The following is a 23,063-nucleotide window of genomic DNA, read 5'->3' as shown; positions in this document are numbered from 1 at the left end:
GGAAAAGAATAGCTACCGCCATATGTTACATAGAGTTATCGCGTAACAAACGCTCGACCACCCGCTGCGCAACCAGCGCCTGCTCGCCGCCGGTTTCCGGCGCGCTCTGATTGGCGACGGCGCAGAGGAAATGCCGCACAGCCCCGTCGAAACCGCGTTGCACCAGCGTGCTTTGCCAACCCGGCACCGGCTGTTCCAACTCGCCCTGCGCATCTTCACGCAGCCAGTGGCGCATATCGGTCAACTGATACCGCGCGCCGTCGGTCACCGCCTGCACGCTTTCGCGCTGGCTGCCGCCGCGGCGATGCATGCTGGTCGTCACCAGCGTATCGCCACAGGCAAAGTGGTGCTCGGCGTACAGCATTTCGCCTGCAGCGTTGGCGCGCACGCTGCCGCTCAGCAGTTGCTCGCCTCCGCCCGCCAGCCACAGGGCGGTGTCCACCACGTGCAGATAGTCATCCAGCAGGGTAAAGCGCAGATCGTGAGGGCCGACGCTGTCCGCCCGATGTTTATCCATGCGAATGGAGGCGGGCTGATTCATTTGCTGCTTGAGTTGGCGGTAAAGCGGCGCGAAACGGCGGTTGAACCCCACCATCAGCGTTTTGCCCCGCCGCTCGGCCAGCTCAAGCAACTGCTCGCCCTGCTCCAGCGTTTCCGCCAGCGGCTTATCGACGTAAACATGTACGCCACGGTTAAACAGCTCGCCAATGACCGAAAAATGGCTGGCGGTGCTGCTGTGGACAAAGACCGCATCGCACTGTTCGGCCAAGCTGTCCAGCCGAGGGAAACAGACCATGCGGTAGCTGTCGCACAGCGGCTGCGCTTTCTGTTGATTAGGCGAGAAGCCGCCCACCAGCGTCCAGTCCGCCGCCTGACTGAGGATCGGCAGGTAGGCCTTCTGCGCGATGCTGCCCAGCCCCACCACGCCCACGCGCAATTTAGTCATGCGTTTCCCTCGCCAACAGTTGCTGCACCTGCCGTTTCAGCTCCGCCACGTCGTTTTCCAACGCGCTGACCCTGGCGCTCAATTCACCGTCGATCTCCGACTCGAGCGCCGGCGGCGCCTCATCGATTGGCCCGCTGAACAGATGCATGAAGCGGCTTTCGCGCTTGCCCGGCTCGCGCGCCAGGCGCACTACGAACGGGCCGTCTTCGCGCGTGGTCAACTGCTGCAGCACGTGTTCGACCTCGCTGACATCGCTGAACTCGTGCATTCGGTTGGTGCGCGTGCGCAGCTCGCCCGGCGTTTGCGCGCCGCGCAGCAGTAAGGTGGCGATCACCGCCAGTTCGGCGGGAGAGAGCTTCAGCTGGCCAAACTCGGAATTGCAAAACCGCTGCTCGTATTTCACGACCCGATTGCCGAACCCGCTGAGGGTGCGCAGGAAATGTTTGCGCAGCAAGAGATCGAGGAGTTGCTGCACCTCGCTTTCGCTCAGATCCATCACCGGCTCGCGGTTGGTCTTTTGGTTACAGGCCAGGGTAATGGCGTTAAGCGAAAGCGGGTATTGGTCCGGCGTCGTCACCTGTTTTTCCAACAGGCAGCCGATGACCCGGGCCTCTTTGGCGTTCAATTCATATTTCATCGTTTGGCCTCAACGTGGGGGTAGCCACTCTTTATTGGTGTATGCCGTCAAAACGTGGTCTTGCCACTTGCCGTCGATCAGCAGGTAATCTTTGGCGTAACCTTCGCGTTCGAATCCCAGACGCGTCAGCAATGCGCCGCTGCGCTGGTTATGCGGCATATAGTTGGCCATGATGCGGTGCATGCGCTGTTGGCGCAGCATATAGCGGATGGCGGACTGCAAGGCTTCGAACATCAACCCCTGCCCCTGCCATTTCTCCCCCAGCGAATAACCGAGGAAACAGGCGTGAAACGAACCGCGCAACACGTTGCTGAAGTTCGCCACGCCGCGGACTTCCTGCTCTTCCGGATCGAGCAGGATAAAATAGTAGGCGCTGCCCTGCTTTTGCATTTCAGCGATCATCCCCAGGCGCGCCTGCCAGCCGGACGGATAACAATGGCTTTCATCGCGCACCGGCTCCCAGGGTTTGAGAAAGGTCCGGTTCTCGGCATAATAGTCCGCCAGACGATAGGCGTCCCGTTCATGCACTAAACGGACCACCATCCGGTCGGTAGTAAGACGTACTTTTGGCGATGCAGAGCGGTAGCCGAACATCATTTCCCCCGCGGTCAAAACGGTTCGATAAGAAGTATTTATTAGGAAGCCTCGTGGATAATTATCCGACGCCGATCTGAGGCCATGACTTTATGTTGCCAATAGCGCCTCAGAACCGCGCTCCCTTGCATTCAATATAACCGTAGGCCGCCCCCGAGGTAAAATACCGGCCGCTCAGTAAATCGCCGAATACGCGTTTTACGGCGTTTTTCCGCCAATTTTGCAGTTCAGGTAACACCTTGACGATAAAAAAATATTATCTACTCCGCCCCTGTCGCCGTCCGCCAATTGGGTAGAGAATGGTGGAGTTGCCTTCCCCCTCTCTCTTAATTGCTCATGGTGATGCATGTCTCTGGTGTCGCAAGCGCGCAGCTTGGGTAAATATTTTCTGTTGCTCGACAACCTGCTGGTGGTTTTAGGCTTCTTTGTCGTGTTCCCGCTTATTTCGATCCGCTTCGTCGATCAGCTGGGATGGGCGGCGCTGATCGTCGGCATCGCGCTGGGTTTGCGTCAGTTGCTGCAACAAGGGCTCGGCATCTTTGGCGGCGCGGTCGCCGATCGCTTTGGCGCCAAGCCGATGATCGTCACCGGCATGCTGCTGCGCGCCGCTGGTTTCGCCACCATGGCGATGGCCGATGCGCCGTGGATCCTGTGGTTCTCCTGCGCGCTGTCGGCCCTCGGCGGCACGCTGTTCGATCCGCCGCGCACCGCTTTGGTGATCAAACTGACCCGTCCGCACGAACGCGGCCGCTTTTTCTCGCTGTTGATGATGCAGGACAGCGCCGGCGCGGTAGTCGGCGCGCTGATCGGCAGTTGGCTGCTGCAATACGATTTCCACTTTGTCTGCTGGGTCGGGGCGGCGATCTTCGTGCTGGCCGCCGGCTGGAACGCCTGGTTACTGCCGGCTTATCGCATCTCCACCGTGCGCGTACCGATGAAAGAAGGCATGTTGCGGGTCGTGCGCGATCGCCGCTTCCTCACCTATGTCCTGACGCTGACCGGCTACTATATGCTGGCGGTACAGGTGATGCTGATGCTGCCGATCGTGGTCAATGAAATTGCCGGCTCACCGGCGGCGGTGAAATGGATGTACGCGATCGAAGCGGCGCTGTCGCTGTCGCTGCTCTATCCGCTGGCGCGTTGGGGTGAAAAACATTTTCGGCTTGAACAACGCCTGATGGCGGGCCTGCTGCTGATGACGCTCAGCCTGCTGCCGATCGGCCTTGCCAGCAGCCTGCAAGGCGTGTTCACGCTGATCTGCTGTTTCTATCTGGGTTCGATCATCGCCGAGCCGGCGCGCGAAACGCTCAGCGCGTCGCTGGCCGATCCGCGGGCGCGCGGCAGCTACATGGGCTTCAGCCGCCTCGGGCTGGCGTTGGGCGGTGCGTTGGGATATACCGGCGGCGGTTGGATGTACGATACCGGGCGGATGATGAACATGCCGGAGCTGCCCTGGCTGCTGCTCGGCGCCGTAGGCTTCGCCACGCTGCTGGCGCTGTACTGGCAATTCAGCCCGCGGCGCAACGCGTCGGTGATACTGCGCGGCGGCTAACGCCATAGAAATCCGGCCGAATCGGCAACAGCTGCTATCCTGTTAGTAAAAACACCCACAGGAGCCCGTCGGCATGAGCGAAGAAGCCAAATTACCGCAACTACTCGAACATATGATACTGAACTTGCGCATGATTTATGCGCGCTCCACCCTGGTGGAAAAGGCGCTGGCGCATATCCTCGCCAGCGACGCCGGCCTGAAAAACGATATTATCAAACAGCTGCAGGTCGTCACCGCCGCCAACGAACGCGATCAGATCGATTTGGAACAAGCCCGCATTCACCTGATCGATGTGCTCAACTCGGTACCGGTCAAGAAATAGCACCCCTCGCCCGCGCCTGTTGCGCGGGCAATATCGCAATAACGCACCATCCAACACACGCGTTTCAAGACAGCCTCGATAAGCTGTGGTAACTATTGCTGTTAAAACCTGACAACCCGGAGCAAGCATGAAACTGTTCATTTACGATCATTGCCCATTCTGCGTTAAAGCCCGCATGATTTTCGGCCTGAAACATCTGCCGATTCGCCTGGTCACGTTGCTCAACGACGATGAGACGACCCCGTTCAATCTGATTGGCAAAAAAATGGTGCCGATCCTGATCAAAGACGACGGCGAAGCGATGCCGGAAAGCCTGGATATCGTGCGCTATGTCGATGGCTTGGACGGCAAACCGGTGCTGACCGGCCGCACCAACCCGGCCATCGCCGAGTGGTTGCGCCGGGTCGACAGTTATGCGGCCAAATTGCTGTTGCCGCGTATTGCGCATGCCGATTTCGAAGAATTTGCCACCGACAGCGCCCGCCGTTACTTTATCGATAAAAAGCAGGCGTCAATCGGTGATTTCGCCGAGCATCTCGCCAACAGCGCCGATCTGATCGCCGAACTGGAGGCCGACCTGCAAACGCTGTCACCGCTGATCGTCTCCGCCGACGCCGTGAACGGCGAGCTTTCTGAGGACGATATTCATCTGTTCCCGCTGCTGCGCTCATTGTCGATCGTCGCCGGGGTTGCCCTGCCGGACAACGTGGAAGCCTACCGCAACCGCATGGCGCAGCGCAGCGAAGTGCCGTTGCTGCTGGATATGGAACAATAACGTTCGACAGTCACAAAAAGGATATGGCGTACTGATGCTGAAAATGGTGCTCGCCACCGCTCGCGATCGGGCGCGGCTGAAGGAAATTACTTCCGTTCTGATTCGTTATGGTTTGCAAGACGTTCTGCGCCTGCTGGGCCTGGGGGCGTTGCTGCATGGCGCCCGCGGTGAGCCCGCCCGGCAGAGCGCGCAGCCCCTCCCTCAGCGGCTGCGCGAAGCGCTCGAGGCGCTCGGCCCAACCTTCGTCAAATTCGGCCAGATCCTGGCCACGCGTTCTGACCTGCTGGATCCGGCCTGGACCGACGAACTGGATCGTCTGCACAGCCAGGCGGCGGTGTTGCCATGGGAAATGCTGGCGCCGCAGATCATCGCCGATCTCGGCGATGATCCCGAGCAGCTGTTTGCCGAATTCGATCGCACACCGCTGGCCGCGGCGTCGATGGCGCAAATTTACCGCGCACGCCTGCACAGCGGCGAACAGGTGGTGGTGAAAGTGCTGCGCCCCGGCCTGGCAAAAACCATTCACGCCGATCTGCGGCTGCTGGCCTCGCTGGCGGAAACCGTGGAGCAGCAGAGTCAGGCGCTGGCGCGCTATCGACCACGGCAGATGGTCAGAGCGCTGGCGACGGCGCTCAATCATGAACTGGATTTGACCCATGAAGGGCATAACTGCGATCGCGTCGCCGGCATGTTTGCGCGTGAACCTGACGTGGTCGTGCCGAAAATCTATTGGCAATGGTCTTCCCCGCGTCTGTTAGTGCAGGAATACTTGCCCGGCACCGCGCCGGAGAACCCCCGGCAGTTGGCGGAAGCGGGATTTGACGGCCCGCTGCTAGCGCGGCGCGGCGCTCGCGCCTTTATGAGCATGGTGCTGGAGCACCGGCTGTATCACGCCGATCCGCACCCCGGCAACGTGATGGCGCTGAGCGGCGATCGCGTCGGCTTCATCGACTTCGGCATGGTGGGGCAGCTGTCCGAACGGCGGCGCAACCAGTTGCTCCTGCTGCTGCAGGCCATCGCCGATCGTCAGTCCGAAGGCATCGTCAACACGCTGATCGCCTGGTCGGACAGCGAACCGCTGGATCTGATGGACCTGGAGCTGGCGGCGCAAAACTTTCTCGACAAGCAGGCCGCCGCCACCCTAACGCTCGGCAAAGCCCTCACTGACCTGTTGGTGATGGCGCGTGAGCACCAGCTGGCGCTGCCGCCGGATCTGGTGCTGCTGTTCAAGGCCTTAATCACCGCCGACGGCGTGCTGCACCGGCTGGATCCGGCCTTTGACATCGTCGCCACGCTCAAACCGATGCTGCAACAAACGGTGCTGCAACGTTATGCCCCTGACGCCGTGCGCCAACGGCTCTTGACCCTGGGCGGGGAAGCGCTCGACGCCGGAGAGGAGCTGCCGCAAACCCTGCGGCTGTTGGTGCGCCGCCTGAAACGCGGGCAGCTCAATGCCGACATTAACGTCAAGAACCTCGGTCAGTTGAGCAAAGCGCTGGAGCGCAGCGCCGTTACCCTGGCCATCGCCATCGTCACCGCCGCTTTTGCCCTGGGGCTGGCGCCTTATCTGATGCATTCGTCGCTGAGGCTGTGGGGCATTCCGCTGTTCCCGCTGTTGGGAGGCGCAGCCTGCCTGGCCGGCGTGATCCTCTTGGCGCTGCGATTACGGCGCTGACGCTTTCGGCGTTATCCGATAGGTCTCGCCCTGTTTTACGCGCACTATTCCCGCCATACCGCCGCCTGCCGTTTTCACGCGCAGGCGGAGCGTTTATAATGATTAATCAATTATCTGCAGCACTTTTCGCCAGCAGTCGCAATGAGGCATTAATGAAGAAGATCCTGATGGGCGCAGCCGCCCTGCTGTTCGCCGGCGTATTGGCCGGTTGCAATCAACTGACCCAGTACACCCTGAGTGAGCAGGAAGTGAATGACTACCTGCAGAAACATAACGACTATCAGAAGCAAATCGGCGTGCCCGGCCTGCTGGACGCCAACATCGTGCTGACTCAGTTGCAAAGCCAGATCGGCCGCAGCGAACCGGGTAAAGTCACCCTTTCCGGCGACGCCAAGGTCAACATCACGTCGATTCTCGGCCCGCAGACCGCTGATCTGAAGCTGACGCTGAAAGCACAGCCGGTTTACGACCGGGCGCAGGGCGCCATTTACCTGAAGGACATGGAGCTGACCGATTACAGCGTGCAGCCGGAAAAAATGCAGACGGTGATGAAAGCGCTGACGCCGTATCTGAACCAGTCGCTGAAATCCTACTTCGACCAAAAGCCGGCTTATGTGCTGAATCCTGACAACAGCAAAACCGAAGCGCTGGCGAAAAAACTGGCGAAAGGGTTGGAAGTGAAACCGGGTGAGTTGGTGATCCCGTTTAGCGACTGACACCGCCTGAGAACATCAAGCCCGCCGCTCGGCGGGCTTTTTACTGCCGGGAAAGCGTTACTGCGGGGCGCTGTAGGCGATTTCGCCGGTGTTGCAGTTGAGCGTCACGTTGTAGGTTTTATCTGCCTTGGTGCCACGCACCGTCAACGGCACCTGCCATACCTGATCCTTGCCGCTGATGGCATCCGGGCTAACCCAGGCAATCGGCGTTGCGGTACCCAGCAGCTTTTTGTCCGACTCCCAGCGCGTAATGCGGTTCTGCAAGAAGTCGCGCTTGACCTGGGCGGCGATATCCGCCGGCTGCAGGCCCGCACACTGCCCCACCTTGGCGGCGCGCTGTTCGTGATCCTGCGCCCACACCGTCGTCGATGCTCCCATCATGGCCAACAAGGCGATAGCCAAACCCGTTTTTTTCATATGTCCTCCCGTTGTGATTAGCGCTATCCGGGCGCCCATCCCTGGCTCACAACAGGGCTTCGGCAAAGGGTTACCGTTTGACGAACTCAATGACAAACAGCGCATCCAGGCCCGGATAGATTTCCTTGATCACCTGCTTCAGTTCGCCGAGCGACATGTTCTCCTGCTGTGCGTGGCGTTCGGTCAGCGCATCCAGGCGCACCGGCGTTACCGACAGCACTTCGATAAAGCAGAAAAATACGCCGTCCTCATTGCGGCTAACGCGCAATACCTCGCCCGGTTCAAAATGCGATTCACTGGCATCCCGAATGGTGATGGTTTTACGCCCGGCCAGAATGTCTTGCTCAAAGCGGCTGAAGAAAGTTATTTCACGGCTCATTTTAGATCCTTTTTCATTACAACACCGCAACATAAGTCATTATGCCGCCTGCTTTTCTGACGCAGATCCCTCTTTTGGGGTAGAGGCCGCTTTTTTCGCTTTGCTTTCCGCTGGTTTCTTGAGGGTTTCCGCCGGCGATGCGCCGCGCAGAATCAGACCCAGCGCATCCTTGTTTTCCGCCAGGAAGAAGCTCAGCCCTTCGCGCTGTTCGTCATCCAGGTTCAGCGGCGCGTGCTGCAGCCACTCCCCAAGGTTGTCCGCCAGATCCAGCATTTTGTCGTAGGCGTCGGCTTCTTTCTTGCTCGCGAAAGTCATTTTTTCCTCACCGTTTCTCACCACCACATATTTAACTTCAACCGCCATGCGTGCGTCCTCAAATACTCAAATTACTGTTATTATATACAGTATAAATAGATCGTGGCGGGAAGGCAAACCGCCGCCCGCCTTCGGCTTATTTCAGCAGCCGCACCTTGCAGCTTTTGCCTTTGATTTTGCCCTGCTGTAACTGTTGCAGCGCCTTGCGCGCGCTGGCTTTGCGGATCGCGACATAGGCATGCACCGGGAACATATCGATCTTGCCCACTTCCGCCGCCGTCAGCCCGGCATCACCGGTCAGCGCCCCGAGAATATCGCCGGGACGGATCTTCGCCTTGCGGCCGCCGTCGATGCACAGCGTCACCATTTCCGCCTCCAGCGAGCCGTTGGCCGCCCCGCTCAGCTCGGACACCGGCGACCAGTCAACGCTCATCTGCAGATAGTCTTCAATCGCGTGCGCACGCGCCATTTCATGCGGCGTGCACAGGCTGATCGCCAACCCGCTCATGCCGGCGCGGCCGGTACGGCCAATACGGTGCACATGCACTTCGGGATCGAACGCCAGCTCGTAGTTGACCACCAGCTCCAGCTCTTTAATATCCAGCCCGCGTGCGGCGACGTCGGTCGCCACCAATACCCGGCAACTGCGGTTGGCGAAACGCACCAACACCTGGTCGCGGTCGCGCTGTTCCAGATCGCCATGCAGCGCCAGCGCACTGATGCCGCGGGCCTCCAGGGCCTCAAGCACCGTCTGACAGTCGCGCTTGGTATTGCAGAACACCACGCAGGACGCGGGTTGATGATAGCGAATGGCCGACACCAGCAGCGCTGGGCGCTGATCGCGCGTGGTCTCATAAAAGCGTTGTTCGATGGAGGTCTGCGCTTCGCCATCGTCCACCTCGACGCTCAGCGGCTGGCGTTGAACGCGCGCGCTGATGCGCTCGATGCCTGCCGGGTACGTGGCGGAAAACAGCAGCGTCTGACGTTGCGGCGGCGTATAGCTGATCACATCGTCGATGTCGTCGGCGAACCCCATGTCCAGCATGCGATCGGCCTCATCCAGCACCAGCACCTTCAGCTCGTCCAGCTGCAGCGTTTTCTTGCGCAAGTGTTCCTGGATACGGCCCGGCGTCCCCACCACGATGTGCGGCGCATGCACCAGCGAATCGAGCTGCGGCCCCATCGGCTGGCCGCCGCACAGCGTCAGGATCTTGATGTTTTGCGTAAAACGCGCCAGGCGACGCAGCTCTTTGCTCACCTGATCGGCCAGCTCGCGGGTGGGACAAAGCACCAGCGCCTGCGTGGCGACCTGACCGACGACGATACTGTTCAGCAGACCAATGCCGAAGGCCGCCGTTTTACCGCTGCCGGTTTTCGCCTTGGCGCGCACGTCCCGCCCTTGCAGGATGGCGGGCAATGCGGCGGCCTGTACCGGCGTCATTTCGGCGTACCCCAGTTCGTTGAGGTTGGCCAACTGTTCGGCTGGCAGCGGCAGGGAAGAAAAAGAAACTGTGCTCACGGCGATAACTCTTATATGACGAATGGAATGGCGGCGCGCCCGCAGGTAAGCGCCGAATCAGCAGTAAATGATAACAGAGATGGGCTGCGTTACGGGGTGCGGGCATAAAAAAACCCGCCGGCGGCGGGTTTCTTGGCAACGCAGTCGTTAAATCGCAACGACGTTGGCTGCGGCTGGGCCACGTTGGCTGTCCTGGATGGAGAACTCAACCTGCTGGCCTTCAGCCAGGGTCTTGAAACCATCGCTGACGATAGCGGAGAAATGAACGAAAACGTCTTTAGAGCCGTCGGCAGGGGTAATAAAGCCGAAACCTTTGCTTTCGTTGAACCATTTAACGTGACCAGTGATCTTGCTCATTTGTGTTTCCTTTACTTGATAAACCTGCCTTGACGGCACGAGACGCGAAAACCTTTCGATAAGTAGGCCTTCTTTCGCCGTCGGTTATTAACGCACAATCGCTCATACAGGGCAAATATTTCTGTTTGTTATAAAAACAGCCAGTTAGCAACAAAACCGGCGCGGCGGCTGCGCGCGCAATCGTTTTCGTATATACTGCCCGCCGATCATCAATCCGCTTACTTTCACCGATCCAGGTACGAAACTATGTTAACGATTGGAACCGCCCTGCGCCCTTCCGCCACCCGCGTCATGTTGCTCGGCTCCGGCGAGCTGGGTAAAGAAGTCGCCATTGAATGCCAGCGCCTCGGTCTGGAGGTGATCGCCGTCGATCGCTACGCCGATGCGCCGGCCATGCATGTGGCGCACCGCAGCCACGTCATCAATATGCTGGACGGTGACGCGTTGAAAGCCGTCATCGAACACGAGCGGCCGGACTATATCGTTCCCGAAATCGAAGCGATCGCCACCGCCATGCTGGTCGAGCTTGAACGCCAGGGCCACCGCGTAGTGCCCTGCGCCGAAGCCACACGCCTGACCATGAACCGTGAAGGCATCCGCCGTCTGGCGGCGGAAGAGCTCGGTCTTCCCACCTCCAGCTACCGCTTTGCCGACAGTGAAATTGCCTTCCGCCAGGCAGTTGAGCATATCGGCTACCCGTGCATCGTCAAACCGGTGATGAGCTCTTCCGGCAAAGGCCAGAGCCTGATCCGCACGCCCGAACAGCTGCAAAGCGCCTGGGATTACGCCCAACAGGGCGGCCGTGCCGGCGGTGGCCGGGTGATCGTCGAAGGGCTGGTAAGATTTGATTTTGAAATTACGCTGCTGACCATCAGCGCCGTGGATGGCGTGCATTTCTGTGAGCCGATCGGGCACCGTCAGGAGGATGGGGATTATCGCGAATCCTGGCAGCCGCAACGCATGTCGGCTACGGCGCTGAGCCGGGCCCAGGCTATCGCCGAGAAAGTGGTGAAGGCCCTGGGGGGCTTCGGGCTGTTCGGCGTGGAGCTGTTCGTCTGTGGCGACGACGTGATCTTCAGCGAAGTGTCGCCACGCCCGCACGATACCGGCATGGTCACGTTGATTTCACAGGATCTGTCTGAGTTCGCCCTGCACGTGCGCGCGTTTCTCGGTTTGCCGATCGGCGCTATCCGCCAGTTCGGCCCTTCCGCTTCGGCGGTAATCCTGCCACAGCTCACCAGCACCGATGTGCGCTTCAGCGGATTGGAAAACGCGCTGCGCGGGCACAACCAGCTGCGTCTATTCGGCAAGCCGGAAATCGCCGGCCAGCGCCGCCTGGGTGTAGCGCTGGCGACGGCGGACACCACGGAACTCGCGGTGGAGCTGGCGAAACAGGCCGCCGCCGCCGTGGCGGTCAACCGCTAAAACTGACGGGGCCGCTTGCGCGGCCCCGATAACATCAATAGTCTTCGTCTTCTTCAGCATCGTCATCCCGCGACGCCTCCGGCGCGGCATCCTGCTGTTCGTCTTCGTCATCGAACAGCACCGCGACATGAGCGCCCTGATGCTTCTCACGAATTTCCTGCGCAACGCGAGCAATGGCTTCACCGCTGCTCATGCCCTGTTCCATCAGCTGATGGATGCGATCCGCCGCTTCCTGCTGCTCCGCGTGGCTCAGTAATGGCATACCTGCATGCATGTGTCGTTCTCTCCGGCAAAAGGGAGAAGGAGTATACGCGCTAACGCGGCGGATCCCAACGTCTTGTGCCTCAGGCCGGCTGTGAACAGCCGTTATCGTTGCGCCACTGCTTTAAACGGTGCCGCCACAGCATGACATGCCACCCCTGCTTCAGGCCGCGCGCATTGGCGAGCATCGCTCTGTCGATGCCACGTTGGTAAAACTCTTCGGTAATCTGATTCTGAGCGGCCGGATCCGGCTCACGGCGAATGCTGTGGCAAATCCCCAGCGCTTCACGGGTGATCTGCCAATGGAACGCCGGCCGAATGGCGATGGTGCTCGCATAACGCAGGTTGAGCCGCTCCAGCATTTCGACGATTTTCATATAGTGGCGCTGATAATCCACGTTAGCCTTGCCGGTGCGGCGGCGATTGCTGATCGACTTGTCGTGCACCCGTTGGCGGTACAGCGGCGTGCTTAAATATTTGACCCGCTTGGCATTAAACATGACCTCCGTCGTCCAGGGAATATCCTGATGATGTAAGCCCGGTTCAAAATAGAGCCGATGCTGGCGGATAAAATCGAGACGATATATCGCCAACCACACAACGTGAATAAACTTTCGCGATTTCAACGCGCGTTCGAACCATTGAACGCCAGTGATAACATCCGTGGTGCGTAAACGCTCCTGAGGAAAAATCGGCTGCAATTCGTCCTGGCTGGCAAAATAGCGTTCGCCATTGCATTGCATCACGTCTAATTGGTGCCGTTCGGCCTGCTCGAGCAGCGTGGAATACATTTCCGGCGCCAACAGATCGTCAGCGTCGGGAAACGCCACGTATTTTCCTCGGGCAACGGCGAGCCCGGCATTACGCGCATTGGAAACGCCGGCGTTCGCCTGATCGATAACCCGAATATGCGGATGCGCCGCCGCATAGCGGTGGGCGACCTCTCTCGAACCGTCGGTAGAACCATCGTTGACGATGATCACCTCCAGGCGTTGTTCGCGTTGGGCCAGCAACGAAGCCAGGAAAGGCTCTAACAGTTCTCCCGCATTGTGCATCGGGACGATGACGCTCAGCATTAACGACATAGGCAGCTCTTCAATAATAATGTAACAAAATGATAATTTTATTTTTTTGAAAAATAGAAATCGCTTCAGCGCCCGAGCGAAATATGACGCAAACATTCACATTTCCGCCGCGAGCTAAATAAGATTCATCTTGTTTGTCTTTTCATGCTTTCTACAAGAAAAGCGTTCCACAACAAGGAATAACTTTCACAAGACGGCCACCTTAAAAAACACAGGCAAAACCGTTTCGCATCGCCCGCTTAATAACAGCGAGCAACAATAAAAGTGTGAAATTAACGAGTTGTCTTTATATTTCTCGGGTCTTGCGCCCTCGGTGAAAAATGCTTCCAGTTATTTTGACGTTAAATTTTTAACATATCGAAGTATAAACAATGGCGCAAAAAATGCCTTATTTCAGGTTTATTGAACTGCCGTTTATGTGAGGTGTGCTGCATGTCTCGCATGGCAAAACATGCATGCCATGGCCGTCTATGGCACACTAGCCGCCAGATATTGCCGTCTTCACAGCCAGGTTTATTGACGTTCATGAGCGTAACCGCCCCAAACATAAAGTCTTTGCCCTACCATCGCAGCGCCCTGATGACGCTTTTTGCCCCGCTTTCATCGCAGCCTTGGGCGATGCTGCTGCACTCGGGCTTTGCTGACCATTCGCACAACCGCTTCGATATTCTGGTCGCGCAGCCGCGCATTACTCTCACGACTCATGGCGCCACCACGGAAATCATAAGTGACGACGTAACAATACGGTCGCAACAAGATCCGTTTGAGTTGTTGCAACAGCAGATGGTGGCGCAAGGTTGGCAACCGGCCTTTAATCCGGATCTGCCGTTTCAGGGCGGCGCACTGGGGCTGTTCGGCTACGATCTTGGGCGGCGGGTGGAAAGCTTGCCGCAGTTGGCCGAAGCCGACCTCGCCTTACCGGACATGGCGGTGGGCATTTATGACTGGGCGCTGATCGCCGACCACCGGCTGCAAACGCTGACGCTGCTCAGCTATGGCGACGTGGAACAGCGCTGGCGCTGGCTCAATAGCCAAACCGCGCCTGCGGCACGCCCTTTCACGCTGCTGAGCGATTGGCGCGCCAATATGAGCCGGCAGCAGTACGGCGAGAAGTTCCAACGCATTCAGCACTACCTGCGCAGCGGCGACTGTTACCAAATCAATCTGGCGCAGCGATTCTCCGCAGACTATCAGGGAGATGAATGGCAGGCGTTTTGCCAATTGAGCGCCAGCAACCGCGCGCCGTTCTCCGCGTTCTTGCGTCTACCGCACAACAGCGTGTTGAGCGTTTCTCCCGAGCGCTTCCTGTGGCTGGAGCAGCAGCGCATCCAAACCCGCCCGATCAAGGGCACGCTGCCGCGGCTGGCGGACGCGGAACAAGACGCCGCACAGGCTCGTCGTTTGGCCGGTTCACCCAAGGACCGCGCTGAAAATCTGATGATTGTCGATCTGCTGCGCAACGATATCGGCCGCGTCGCCCAGCCCGGCAGCGTGCGCGTGCCGGAACTGTTCGTCGTGGAGCCGTTCCCGGCGGTGCACCACCTGGTGAGCACCATCACCGCCACCCTGCCGGAACAGGCCTCGGCCACCGAACTGCTGCGCGCCTGCTTTCCCGGCGGCTCGATCACAGGCGCGCCCAAGGTGCGGGCGATGGAAATCATCGAAGAACTGGAGCCGCAGCGTCGCAACGCCTATTGCGGCAGCATCGGTTACCTGAGCGCCTGCGGCACCATGGACACCAACATCACTATTCGCACGCTCGTCACCGAAAACGGCCGCATCCATTGCTCCGCCGGCGGCGGCATCGTGGCGGACAGCCAGGAACAGGCGGAATATCAGGAGACCTTCGACAAGGTTGGCCGCATTCTGCCGCAGCTCGGGGAGTGCGCCCAATCGTGATCCCACCAAATGCACCGGCCTCACTGCACGCCTTTATCAGCCGTTTCCAACTGCAGCTGCCGCAGGCGGCGCAGATCTCGCACAATGTGCGCCCGGCCGCGGTGCTGATCCCGATCGTCTGTCGCGCCGAGCCGACGCTGCTGTTGACCCGCCGCGCCGACTCGCTGCGCAAACATGCCGGCCAGGTGGCCTTCCCCGGCGGTAAAACCGACGCTGAAGACGGGTCGGCGATCGTGACGGCGCTGCGAGAAGCGCAGGAAGAAGTGGCGATACCGCCGCAGGCGGTTACCATACTCGGCCAAATGGCGCCGCTCGACAGCAGCACCGGATTTCAGGTCACGCCTATCGTCGGCCTGGTCTCGCCGGACGTGCAGTTCCGCGCCAACGAAGGCGAAGTGGCTGACGTGTTTGAAATGCCTTTGCGGGAGGCACTGACCCTGTCGCGTTACTACCCGCTGGACATTCATCGCGCCGGCCATACGCACCGGATTTACCTTTCCTGGTACCACAGCCAGTTTATCTGGGGGCTGACCGCCGCCATCATTCGCCGCCTGGCGCAGCAAGTCAGTATTTAGCCGGCATTGCGTGATCTGACTCGCAATCTGGCACGGTTGCCGGCCTCCGCTGCGGGTAAAGCGATCGAAATCACTTCATTTGATCGCTTTTTCAACTACCGTTCCGGTTGAATGGTTTTAAAAAAACTGTAAACCCTCTCTTAAACCTTACGAAATACCTGTAAAATACCACCGTCCGAGATAAACCACTGTAGAAACAGGGATTAAGCCGGCGGCGTTCAGCAAGGAAAGCTGGCGCGATTACCGTTAATGGAGCTTGGGCGAAAGCGGATGCCCCGCACAAGGGTTCGCCCCGGGTAATCAGTAAAAAAAGCGACACCACGGATTATTTAATTTCATGCGAAAAAGGCAGCCGAACCCGCACGGCCCTTTTACAATATCGCTGTTCCCTGCGCGGTTTTTAACCGCCGCAGCCATAACAATACGTCTCTTTAAGGAGTTTTAGCGTGATTAGCGTTTTCGACATGTTTAAGATCGGCATCGGCCCGTCCAGCTCTCATACGGTTGGACCGATGAAAGCCGGCAAACAGTTTGTCGACGATCTGGTAAATAAAGGCCTGATGCCTTCTATCACGCGTGTTGCCGTAGACGTTTACGGCTCACTCTCATTGACCGGCAAAGGTCACCATACCGATATCGCTATCATTCTTGGCCTGGCCGGCAACATGCCGGACACCGTCGATATCGATAGCATTCCGGGTTTTATTCGCGATGTAGAACAACGTCAACGCCTGATGCTGGCCAACGGCCTGCATGAAGTCGATTTCCCGCGCGACGGCGGCATGGTCTTCCGCAGCGACAACCTGCCGCTGCACGAAAACGGCATGCAGGTCCACGCCTTCGCCGGCGATAAAGAAGTGTACAGCAAGACCTATTACTCTATCGGCGGCGGCTTCATCGTCGATGAAGAGAACTTCGGCAAGGCCGCCGAGCAAGAACTGCAAATGCCTTATCCGTTCAATTCCGCGCGCGAAATGCTCGACCACTGTCGCGAGACCGGTCTGTCGCTGTCCGGCATGGTGATGCAGAACGAACTGGCGCTACACAGCAAGCAAGAGATCGACACCTACTTCGGTAACGTCTGGCAAACCATGCGCGCCTGCATCGATCGCGGTCTGAACACCGAAGGCGTGCTGCCGGGCCCGCTGCGCGTGCCGCGCCGTGCCTCCGCGCTGCGCCGCATGCTGGTGGCGTCGGACAAACTGTCCAACGATCCGATGAACGTGATCGACTGGGTCAACATGTTCGCGCTGGCGGTTAACGAAGAAAACGCCGCCGGCGGCCGCGTCGTCACCGCGCCGACCAACGGCGCCTGCGGCATCGTGCCTGCCGTGCTGGCTTACTACGATCACTTCATCGAGTCCGTCAGCCCGGACATCTATATCCGCTACTTTATGGCGGCGGGCGCCATCGGCGCGCTGTACAAGATGAACGCCTCCATTTCCGGCGCCGAAGTCGGCTGTCAGGGTGAAGTCGGCGTTGCCTGCTCCATGGCGGCGGCCGGCCTGGCCGAACTGCTGGGCGGCAGCCCTGAACAGGTATGCGTGGCGGCGGAAATCGGCATGGAACACAACCTGGGTCTGACCTGCGATCCGGTCGCCGGCCAGGTGCAGGTGCCGTGCATTGAGCGCAACGCCATCGCCTCGGTCAAGGCGATCAACGCCGCCCGCATGGCTCTGCGCCGCACCAGCGAACCGCGCGTTTCGCTGGATAAGGTGATCGAGACCATGTATGAAACCGGCAAAGACATGAACGCCAAGTATCGAGAAACATCACGCGGCGGCCTGGCTATCAAGGTGCAATGCGACTGACCGACAACCCCGCCACCCGGCGGGGTTTTTTATGGGTAATCAATTCATTGAGCGTTTTTGTGACAATGTCACCAGAAAAAATCCTGCATTTTTCTCATCGATCCGGCGGTTAGCCTGCAAATTGACCTTCTGTTTTGCCAAATCGAAATAATTTACTGAGTTACCATCAATCTTGTATAACCTCAGGCTAGAATTAGCCGAGCGCAACTTAAGGATCTATGGCCTGACCGTGACTCGGAGCTGGATTACCGAACAAGGATTTACCGGATGTTGATGACCCACCTCGCCGCGTCCCAATATCGTTACTACCGTTGGCTGCTGGCCGGAGCGGTGGGTGCGGCTATTCTGTTGGTATCGCTGTATACCCGTTACTATCAAGAGGTCAAAAGCATCGAGCAGAGCCAGCAAACGTTGGCCACCCGCACCGTCGGCAAGATTGACCAGCTGCTGTCCCCCGCGCAGCTGCAGGCGGAACGCAGTATGGACATGCTGGAACAACCCTGCGAGAACGTCTCATCGACCCTGCGCTTTCGCGCCGCGCAAAATCAGGCGCTGCGCGCCATGCTGCTGGTAAAAAATGGCGTCATCTACTGCTCAAGCCTGTTTGGCGCCCGTCATTATCAGTTGGCCGCCGTGCTGCCGATTTTCGTCAACAGCAACGTCAAGCTGGCGCTGCGCCCTTCGTTGGCGGTGAGCAAAGGACTGCCCACGTTGGTGATGTGGACACCCTCCCCCAGCGATAGAACCAGCGGCGTGCTGCACGTCTTCAATATCGAGCTGTTATCGAACTTTTTACTCGAACCGCAGGAGCCTTATGTTCAGCGAATGGTGCTGAACGTAGCTGACAGCAGCCTGGAATACGGACGCCGTGAAATCCTGCGCCGCGACACCCTGACCAACGATCTGCGTTACACCGCCGGTTCCGAGCGGTACCCGTTCTCGATTTCGCTGTTTGGCCCGCAGGTCGGCATGCTGGCGTTTTCCGCACTGCCGCGCCATATTCCTCTGGCGCTGTTGATCAGCCTGCTGGCGGCCTATGTGGTCTACCTGCTCACCGCTAACCGTATGAGCCTGTCTTATCACATCGGTCATGCCATTACCCACCGGGAGTTCCGCGTTTACTGCCAACCGATCATTCACAGCGATACCGGCCGCTGCGCCGGCGTCGAGATGCTGCTGCGTTGGAAAAAGAAACGGCAGGGATGGATATCGCCAGACGTGTTTATCCCGCTGGCCGAGCAGCATGAGCTGATCATTCCGCTGACCCGCTATCTGATGAACACCGTGACGGAAAATCTGCAGCTATTCCCGCCGCGGCCGTCGTTCTATATCAGCATCAACGTCGCCGCCGAGCATTTTAAAACGCTCAACATCATCGACGATATCCGCCAGATTTGGCTGCCGGCGCACCCAATGCCGTCACTGATGCTGGAGCTGACCGAGCGCACCGCGCTGTCGGCCATCCAGCACGACCAAATCCGGACGCTGAAAGACATGGGTATCATGCTGGCCATCGACGATTTCGGCACCGGCCACAGTTCGCTGAGCTACCTGAAAAACCTCAGCCCGGACGTGTTGAAGATTGACCGCGGGTTTACCGCGGCCATCGGCACCGACGCGGTTAACGCCACGGTGACCGACACCATCATTACGCTGGCGCAGCGGCTGAAGCTGAAGTTGGTGGCTGAAGGGGTAGAAACGGCGGAACAGGCTGACTACCTGCGCTCACGCGAGGTCAATGCCCTGCAGGGGTATTATTTCGCCAAACCGATGCCGATCCACGTTTTCCCGCTATGGTTGCAACAGTACGAATCGCGCGTCAGGCATGCGCAAGAGGATCCGCCGGAGGCCTGAGCCTCCGGCGAACGGGTTACGACTGCGACGGCTCGTCAAAGACGACGCGGGTGACACGCACCAGTTCGATGCGGTATTCGGAGACGTCCACAATATCGAAACGCAGGTGGTTCAGCTCGATAGTATCCCCCACCACCGGCATCTGGCCGTAGTGGGCCAACAGCAGCCCCGCCAGGGTGGCGTAGTCCGCGGTGGGGCTCACCAGATCATCGCAGGCCAGCGCCTGTTCCAGCGAGTGCAGGTCGGTCCCGCCCTTCACCAGCCAGCCGTCGCCTTCCGCCACAATGTCCGGGGTTTCATCTTCGTCCGGGAATTCACCGGCAATCGCTTCCAGCACGTCCAGCGGCGTCACCAGCCCCTGCACGACGCCGAACTCGTTGGTGACCACCACCAGACGCCCTTTGGCGCGACGCAGCACCGCCAACAGCTTGATGACGTCCATGGTTTCCGGCACCACGATCGGCGGCGTGCGGGCGGCGAACTCGGCGATATCTTCACCCAGCTCCAGTGCCACCAGCAGATCCTTGGCGCGCACCACGCCGACAATCTCATCCACCGAATCGCGGCACACCGGGAACAGACTGTGCGGCGTGTCCAGCAGCTGTTCGCGCACCTCTTCACGAGAGCGCTCGCAATCGACCCAGGAAATCTCGGTGCGCGGCGTCATCACGCTGCGCAATGAGCGCGAGGCCAGCGTCAGCACGCCGCTGATCATATAACGTTCTTCCTCCGCAAAGGTTTCATCCCGCGGCAAGGCGACCGCATCGTCCGTCTGCTGCGCGCGCTGCTGCCCCATCAGGCGCATGATCGCTTCCGCGGTGCGCTCGCGCATCGGGCGACGCGCCTGATGCTTGATGAAGTTGCGACGCGCGATCTGGTTGAACAATTCAATCAGGATCGAGAAGCCGATCGCGGCGTACAGATAACCTTTAGGAATATGCAAGCCGAAGCCTTCGGCGATCAGGCTCAGGCCGATCATCAACAGGAAGCTCAGGCACAGCACCACAATGGTCGGATGCGCGTTAACGAAGTTAGTCAACGGTTTGGACGCCAACAGCATCACCGCCATCGCGATCACCACCGCCGCCATCATCACCGGCAGATCGTTCACCATGCCCACGGCGGTAATCACCGCATCGAGCGAGAACACCGCGTCGAGGATGACGATCTGCACCACCACCGCCCAGAACTTGGCGTAACCGCGGTTGGCGCCGTCCTGGTGCGTCTGCCCTTCCAGCCGTTCATGCAGCTCCATGGTGGCTTTGAACAACAGGAACACCCCGCCGAACAGCAGGATAAGATCGCGGCCCGAGAAGCTGAAATCGCCGACGCTGAACAGCGGCGTGGTCAGCGTCACCATCCAGGAGATCACTGACAACAGGCCCAAACGCATCAGCAGTGCCAGCGACAGGCCGATGATGCGCGCTTTATCACGCTGCTTCGGCGGCAGCTTGTCGGCCAAAATGGCAATGAACACCAGGTTGTCGATGCCCAGCACGATTTCCAGCACCACCAGCGTAAGCAACCCCGCCCAAATAGAGGGGTCCATTAAAAATTCCATATCAGACTCCAGAGAAAAGTGGGAATGAGCGCAGGAGGCTCAGACGTGACGATGCCGCCGCTGCATGGGCGCAGTCGACAATAGCAAGGTGACGGGATGGGATTACCGGGTGGTGGCCGAGCGGCCGAACAGCATATGTAACGCCAGCAGGTGGCGGGTGAAACCTGGAAAAACAGTAACTTCGGTGACAGTCCATAGGGAGGGCTGAGGCCCTTCACTCCTTAGTGATGAGAGAGGAAATTACTGTATCAGGATTTTTCTGGCGGACAAAGCGGCTTTTTCAACGGCGGTTTAAGGTTGCGCCCTGTCATCTCGCCCACGACCGTTAAGATTTATCCGAGCATTCAATAGCGGAGCAGCGTCACAAAAAATATTTTTTCACTCACTAAAATAAATGACGCGTTCGTGAAGTATCACGCACAGGCATTTGAAACTGCGTGAGAAATGTTAGGCGTGCGTTTCTTTTTTTCTACCATAATGTATCTGAACCGCGGAAGTGACTGCCAAGACGGCGCGGAGAAACGACACAAACCGCGTCTGGAGTTCAACGAGGAGGTAGCGAGTGGCAATAGCTATTATCATCGGCACACACGGGGCTGCAGCGGAACAACTGCTGAAAACGGCGGAGATGCTATTGGGCGAGCAGGACAACGTCGCCTTTATAGACTTCGTTCCCGGTGAGAATGCCGAAACGTTAATCGTCAAGTACAACGAAAAAATCAGTGGATTGGATACCAGCGGCGGCGTGCTGTTCCTGGTGGATACCTGGGGCGGCAGCCCGTTCAACGCCGCCAGCCGCATTGCGGTCGATAAAGACAACTATGAGGTCGTCACCGGTGTCAACATTCCGATGCTGGTGGAAACCTTCATGGCGCGGGACGATAACCCCGCTTTCGATGAACTGGTGGCGCTGGCGTTGGAAACCGGCCGTGAAGGCGTGAAAGCGCTGAAAAAACCGCAGGAAGAACCCGCAAAACCCGCAGCACCCGCCCCGAAAGCCGCTGCTCCTCAGGCGCCGTTGGGGCCGAACGATCACATGAAAATCGGCCTGGCGCGTATCGACGACCGCTTAATCCACGGCCAGGTCGCCACCCGCTGGACCAAAGAGACCAACGTCAGCCGCATCATCGTCGTCAGCGATGAGGTCGCCGCCGACCATGTGCGCAAGACCTTGTTGACCCAGGTTGCCCCGCCGGGCGTCACCGCTCACGTGGTGGACGTGGCGAAGGCCATCCGCGTCTGGAACAACCCGAAATACGCCAACGATCGCGTGATGCTGTTATTCACCAACCCGACCGACGTTTGGCGTCTGGTGGAAGGCGGCGTGGAGATTAAATCCGTCAATATCGGCGGCATGGCGTTCCGTCAGGGGAAAACCCAGGTGAACAACGCCGTTTCCGTCGATGAAAAAGATATCGAAGCGTTTAAGAAGCTGAACGACCGCGGTATCGAGCTGGAGGTGCGTAAGGTCTCGTCCGACAGCCGGCTAAAAATGATGGACCTGATTAACAAACTCAATTAGTGGCGCCAGCCGCTGATTATTTTACTCAGAGCTTTTTTGGTCATAGGAGAAGTGCAATGGAGATCACCACTCTTCAGATTGTGCTGATATTTATCGTTGCCTGTATCGCCGGGATGGGTTCCGTCCTCGACGAGTTCCAGTTCCACCGCCCGCTGGTCGCCTGTACCCTGATCGGCTTCATCCTCGGCGACATGAAGACCGGCATCATCATCGGCGGTACGCTGGAAATGATCGCCCTCGGCTGGATGAACATCGGTGCGGCGGTCGCGCCGGATGCCGCCCTGGCGTCCATCATCTCGACCATTCTGGTCATCGCCGGTGGGCAGAGCGTCGGCGCCGGTATCGCGCTGGCCATTCCGCTGGCGGCGGCCGGCCAGGTGCTGACCATCATCGTGCGCACCCTCACCGTGGCCTTCCAGCACGCGGCGGACAGCGCGGCGGAGCGCGGCAGCCTGCGCGCCATCACCTGGATCCATATCGGCGCCCTGCTGCTGCAGGCGATGCGTATCGCCATCCCTGCGGTCATCGTCGCCATCTCGGTCGGCACCGCCGGGGTACACGCCCTGCTCAACTCGATCCCGGAAGTGGTCACCAGCGGCCTGAACATCGCCGGCGGCATGATCGTCGTGGTCGGTTACGCAATGGTGATTAACATGATGCGCGCCGGCTACCTGATGCCGTTCTTCTATCTCGGTTTCGTTACCGCCGCCTTCACCAACTTCAACCTGGTGGCGCTCGGCGTCATCGGCGTGGTGATGGCCGTGCTGTATATCCAGCTCAGCCCGAAATACAACAAATCTCAGGTTGTCCAGGCCGGCCCGGCTAACGCGAACGATCTCGATAACGAACTCGACTAGGAATAGGTG

General features: G+C 59.0%; 23 protein-coding genes. 12 read left to right on the top strand and 11 right to left on the bottom strand.

Translation table 11 applies throughout. The annotated features are described in order from the left end of the window. Positions 1–25: 25 nt before the first annotated feature. Genes ACJ8PE_RS03935 through rimJ form a run of 3 tightly spaced genes read right to left on the bottom strand, consistent with a single transcriptional unit; the run spans position 26 to position 2,177 of the window. Positions 26–946: a Gfo/Idh/MocA family protein gene (locus tag ACJ8PE_RS03935; RefSeq protein WP_197793532.1), complete on the bottom strand. Its 921-nt coding sequence runs from the start codon at positions 944–946 to the stop codon at positions 26–28. Then, positions 939–1,583, bottom strand: coding sequence for a YceH family protein (locus tag ACJ8PE_RS03930; RefSeq protein WP_197759743.1), 645 nt, complete (start codon positions 1,581–1,583; stop codon positions 939–941). Before ACJ8PE_RS03930 ends, ACJ8PE_RS03935 begins: the two co-directional genes overlap by 8 nt. Positions 1,584–1,592: 9 nt before the next feature. Then, entirely contained in the window at positions 1,593–2,177 is a 585-nt protein-coding gene (rimJ, locus tag ACJ8PE_RS03925) for a ribosomal protein S5-alanine N-acetyltransferase (protein ID WP_033644290.1), read from the bottom strand. A 346-nt stretch (positions 2,178–2,523) separates the two neighbouring features. Between rimJ and mdtH the strand changes: the two genes are divergently transcribed. The 5 genes from mdtH to ACJ8PE_RS03900 all read left to right on the top strand — a co-directional run bounded on the left by mdtH (position 2,524) and on the right by ACJ8PE_RS03900 (position 7,217). Then, complete coding sequence (gene mdtH / locus ACJ8PE_RS03920) at positions 2,524–3,729, top strand: multidrug efflux MFS transporter MdtH (protein WP_033643370.1); 1,206 nt, start codon at positions 2,524–2,526, stop codon at positions 3,727–3,729. Positions 3,730–3,802: 73 nt separating this feature from the next. Continuing rightward, a complete protein-coding gene (locus tag ACJ8PE_RS03915) occupies positions 3,803–4,051 on the top strand; it encodes a hypothetical protein (protein ID WP_033643371.1) in 249 nt (82 codons plus the stop codon). 127 nt (positions 4,052–4,178) lie between these two features. Then, a complete protein-coding gene (grxB, locus tag ACJ8PE_RS03910; protein WP_033650938.1) occupies positions 4,179–4,826 on the top strand; it encodes a glutaredoxin 2 in 648 nt (215 codons plus the stop codon). A gap of 34 nt (positions 4,827–4,860) precedes the next feature. Next, positions 4,861–6,501, top strand: coding sequence for an ABC1 kinase family protein (locus ACJ8PE_RS03905; protein WP_072627494.1), 1,641 nt, complete (start codon positions 4,861–4,863; stop codon positions 6,499–6,501). A 152-nt stretch (positions 6,502–6,653) separates the two neighbouring features. Continuing rightward, a complete protein-coding gene (locus ACJ8PE_RS03900) occupies positions 6,654–7,217 on the top strand; it encodes a lipoprotein (protein WP_197759741.1) in 564 nt (187 codons plus the stop codon). Between the two features lie 57 nt (positions 7,218–7,274). Here ACJ8PE_RS03900 and yebF read toward each other — a convergent pair whose 3' ends face one another. The 5 genes from yebF to cspE form a co-directional block, all read right to left on the bottom strand. Beyond that, a complete protein-coding gene (yebF, locus tag ACJ8PE_RS03895) occupies positions 7,275–7,634 on the bottom strand; it encodes a protein YebF (RefSeq protein WP_033643374.1) in 360 nt (119 codons plus the stop codon). 70 nt (positions 7,635–7,704) lie between these two features. Then, positions 7,705–8,013 carry a N(4)-acetylcytidine aminohydrolase gene (gene yqfB, locus ACJ8PE_RS03890; RefSeq protein ID WP_004927562.1) on the bottom strand — a complete coding sequence of 103 codons (309 nt, stop codon included), beginning with the start codon at positions 8,011–8,013 and terminating at the stop codon, positions 7,705–7,707. Between the two features lie 39 nt (positions 8,014–8,052). Then, a complete protein-coding gene (locus tag ACJ8PE_RS03885) occupies positions 8,053–8,376 on the bottom strand; it encodes a YebG family protein (protein WP_099785903.1) in 324 nt (107 codons plus the stop codon). Positions 8,377–8,464: 88 nt separating this feature from the next. Further along, positions 8,465–9,847, bottom strand: coding sequence for an ATP-dependent RNA helicase DbpA (gene dbpA / locus ACJ8PE_RS03880; RefSeq protein ID WP_197793534.1), 1,383 nt, complete (start codon positions 9,845–9,847; stop codon positions 8,465–8,467). Positions 9,848–9,994: 147 nt separating this feature from the next. Further along, the gene (gene cspE / locus ACJ8PE_RS03875) at positions 9,995–10,204 is read right to left on the bottom strand and encodes a transcription antiterminator/RNA stability regulator CspE (RefSeq protein WP_004927572.1); all 210 of its coding nucleotides are present in this window, start codon (positions 10,202–10,204) and stop codon (positions 9,995–9,997) included. Positions 10,205–10,450: 246 nt separating this feature from the next. Here cspE and purT point away from each other — a divergent pair, with 246 nt between their 5' ends. Continuing rightward, entirely contained in the window at positions 10,451–11,629 is a 1,179-nt protein-coding gene (gene purT / locus ACJ8PE_RS03870; RefSeq protein WP_117187797.1) for a formate-dependent phosphoribosylglycinamide formyltransferase, read from the top strand. A gap of 34 nt (positions 11,630–11,663) precedes the next feature. Here purT and ACJ8PE_RS03865 read toward each other — a convergent pair whose 3' ends face one another. Beyond that, positions 11,664–11,903: a YoaH family protein gene (locus ACJ8PE_RS03865; RefSeq protein WP_033643378.1), complete on the bottom strand. Its 240-nt coding sequence runs from the start codon at positions 11,901–11,903 to the stop codon at positions 11,664–11,666. 70 nt (positions 11,904–11,973) lie between these two features. After that, complete coding sequence (locus ACJ8PE_RS03860) at positions 11,974–12,975, bottom strand: glycosyltransferase (protein ID WP_197793536.1); 1,002 nt, start codon at positions 12,973–12,975, stop codon at positions 11,974–11,976. 525 nt (positions 12,976–13,500) lie between these two features. On the opposite strand from ACJ8PE_RS03860, the gene pabB reads away from it, so the two are divergent. The 4 genes from pabB to ACJ8PE_RS03840 all read left to right on the top strand — a co-directional run bounded on the left by pabB (position 13,501) and on the right by ACJ8PE_RS03840 (position 19,114). After that, positions 13,501–14,874 carry an aminodeoxychorismate synthase component 1 gene (gene pabB, locus ACJ8PE_RS03855; RefSeq protein ID WP_197793537.1) on the top strand — a complete coding sequence of 458 codons (1,374 nt, stop codon included), beginning with the start codon at positions 13,501–13,503 and terminating at the stop codon, positions 14,872–14,874. After that, positions 14,871–15,449, top strand: a complete 579-nt coding sequence (locus tag ACJ8PE_RS03850) for a CoA pyrophosphatase (protein ID WP_033644292.1) — start codon at positions 14,871–14,873, stop codon at positions 15,447–15,449. The genes pabB and ACJ8PE_RS03850 overlap by 4 nt, the downstream gene beginning before the upstream one ends. Positions 15,450–15,895: 446 nt before the next feature. Continuing rightward, a complete protein-coding gene (gene sdaA, locus ACJ8PE_RS03845; protein WP_025159820.1) occupies positions 15,896–17,260 on the top strand; it encodes an L-serine ammonia-lyase in 1,365 nt (454 codons plus the stop codon). Between the two features lie 267 nt (positions 17,261–17,527). Next, a complete protein-coding gene (locus ACJ8PE_RS03840) occupies positions 17,528–19,114 on the top strand; it encodes an EAL domain-containing protein (protein ID WP_147838041.1) in 1,587 nt (528 codons plus the stop codon). A gap of 16 nt (positions 19,115–19,130) precedes the next feature. On the opposite strand, the gene ACJ8PE_RS03835 is transcribed toward ACJ8PE_RS03840, so the two are convergent. Next, a complete protein-coding gene (locus ACJ8PE_RS03835; protein WP_099817952.1) occupies positions 19,131–20,675 on the bottom strand; it encodes a TerC family protein in 1,545 nt (514 codons plus the stop codon). Positions 20,676–21,237: 562 nt separating this feature from the next. Between ACJ8PE_RS03835 and manX the strand changes: the two genes are divergently transcribed. Together manX and ACJ8PE_RS03825 are read left to right on the top strand one after the other, a co-directional pair. Next, on the top strand, positions 21,238–22,197 hold the full coding sequence (manX, locus tag ACJ8PE_RS03830; protein WP_089194865.1) for a PTS mannose transporter subunit IIAB: 960 nt from the start codon (positions 21,238–21,240) through the stop codon (positions 22,195–22,197). 56 nt (positions 22,198–22,253) lie between these two features. Further along, the gene (locus ACJ8PE_RS03825) at positions 22,254–23,054 is read left to right on the top strand and encodes a PTS mannose/fructose/sorbose transporter subunit IIC (RefSeq protein ID WP_033634888.1); all 801 of its coding nucleotides are present in this window, start codon (positions 22,254–22,256) and stop codon (positions 23,052–23,054) included. Positions 23,055–23,063 lie beyond the last annotated feature (9 nt).

This window comes from Serratia sp. CY74737 (assembly GCF_052166775.1).
In the GTDB taxonomy this organism is placed as follows: domain Bacteria; phylum Pseudomonadota; class Gammaproteobacteria; order Enterobacterales; family Enterobacteriaceae; genus Serratia; species Serratia ureilytica.
Note: the sequence above shows the minus strand (reverse complement) of the source record. Positions and strands in the feature narration are given on the sequence as shown.

Coding starts and splice junctions, on each gene's coding strand:
- ACJ8PE_RS03935 (WP_197793532.1), bottom strand. CDS start 946: ATGACTAAATTGCGCGTGGGCGTGGTGGGGCTGGGCAGCATCGCGCAG.
- ACJ8PE_RS03930 (WP_197759743.1), bottom strand. CDS start 1,583: ATGAAATATGAATTGAACGCCAAAGAGGCCCGGGTCATCGGCTGCCTG.
- rimJ (WP_033644290.1), bottom strand. CDS start 2,177: ATGTTCGGCTACCGCTCTGCATCGCCAAAAGTACGTCTTACTACCGAC.
- mdtH (WP_033643370.1), top strand. CDS start 2,524: ATGTCTCTGGTGTCGCAAGCGCGCAGCTTGGGTAAATATTTTCTGTTG.
- ACJ8PE_RS03915 (WP_033643371.1), top strand. CDS start 3,803: ATGAGCGAAGAAGCCAAATTACCGCAACTACTCGAACATATGATACTG.
- grxB (WP_033650938.1), top strand. CDS start 4,179: ATGAAACTGTTCATTTACGATCATTGCCCATTCTGCGTTAAAGCCCGC.
- ACJ8PE_RS03905 (WP_072627494.1), top strand. CDS start 4,861: ATGCTGAAAATGGTGCTCGCCACCGCTCGCGATCGGGCGCGGCTGAAG.
- ACJ8PE_RS03900 (WP_197759741.1), top strand. CDS start 6,654: ATGAAGAAGATCCTGATGGGCGCAGCCGCCCTGCTGTTCGCCGGCGTA.
- yebF (WP_033643374.1), bottom strand. CDS start 7,634: ATGAAAAAAACGGGTTTGGCTATCGCCTTGTTGGCCATGATGGGAGCA.
- yqfB (WP_004927562.1), bottom strand. CDS start 8,013: ATGAGCCGTGAAATAACTTTCTTCAGCCGCTTTGAGCAAGACATTCTG.
- ACJ8PE_RS03885 (WP_099785903.1), bottom strand. CDS start 8,376: ATGGCGGTTGAAGTTAAATATGTGGTGGTGAGAAACGGTGAGGAAAAA.
- cspE (WP_004927572.1), bottom strand. CDS start 10,204: ATGAGCAAGATCACTGGTCACGTTAAATGGTTCAACGAAAGCAAAGGT.
- purT (WP_117187797.1), top strand. CDS start 10,451: ATGTTAACGATTGGAACCGCCCTGCGCCCTTCCGCCACCCGCGTCATG.
- ACJ8PE_RS03865 (WP_033643378.1), bottom strand. CDS start 11,903: ATGCATGCAGGTATGCCATTACTGAGCCACGCGGAGCAGCAGGAAGCG.
- ACJ8PE_RS03860 (WP_197793536.1), bottom strand. CDS start 12,975: ATGTCGTTAATGCTGAGCGTCATCGTCCCGATGCACAATGCGGGAGAA.
- pabB (WP_197793537.1), top strand. CDS start 13,501: ATGAGCGTAACCGCCCCAAACATAAAGTCTTTGCCCTACCATCGCAGC.
- ACJ8PE_RS03840 (WP_147838041.1), top strand. CDS start 17,528: ATGTTGATGACCCACCTCGCCGCGTCCCAATATCGTTACTACCGTTGG.
- ACJ8PE_RS03835 (WP_099817952.1), bottom strand. CDS start 20,675: ATGGAATTTTTAATGGACCCCTCTATTTGGGCGGGGTTGCTTACGCTG.
- ACJ8PE_RS03825 (WP_033634888.1), top strand. CDS start 22,254: ATGGAGATCACCACTCTTCAGATTGTGCTGATATTTATCGTTGCCTGT.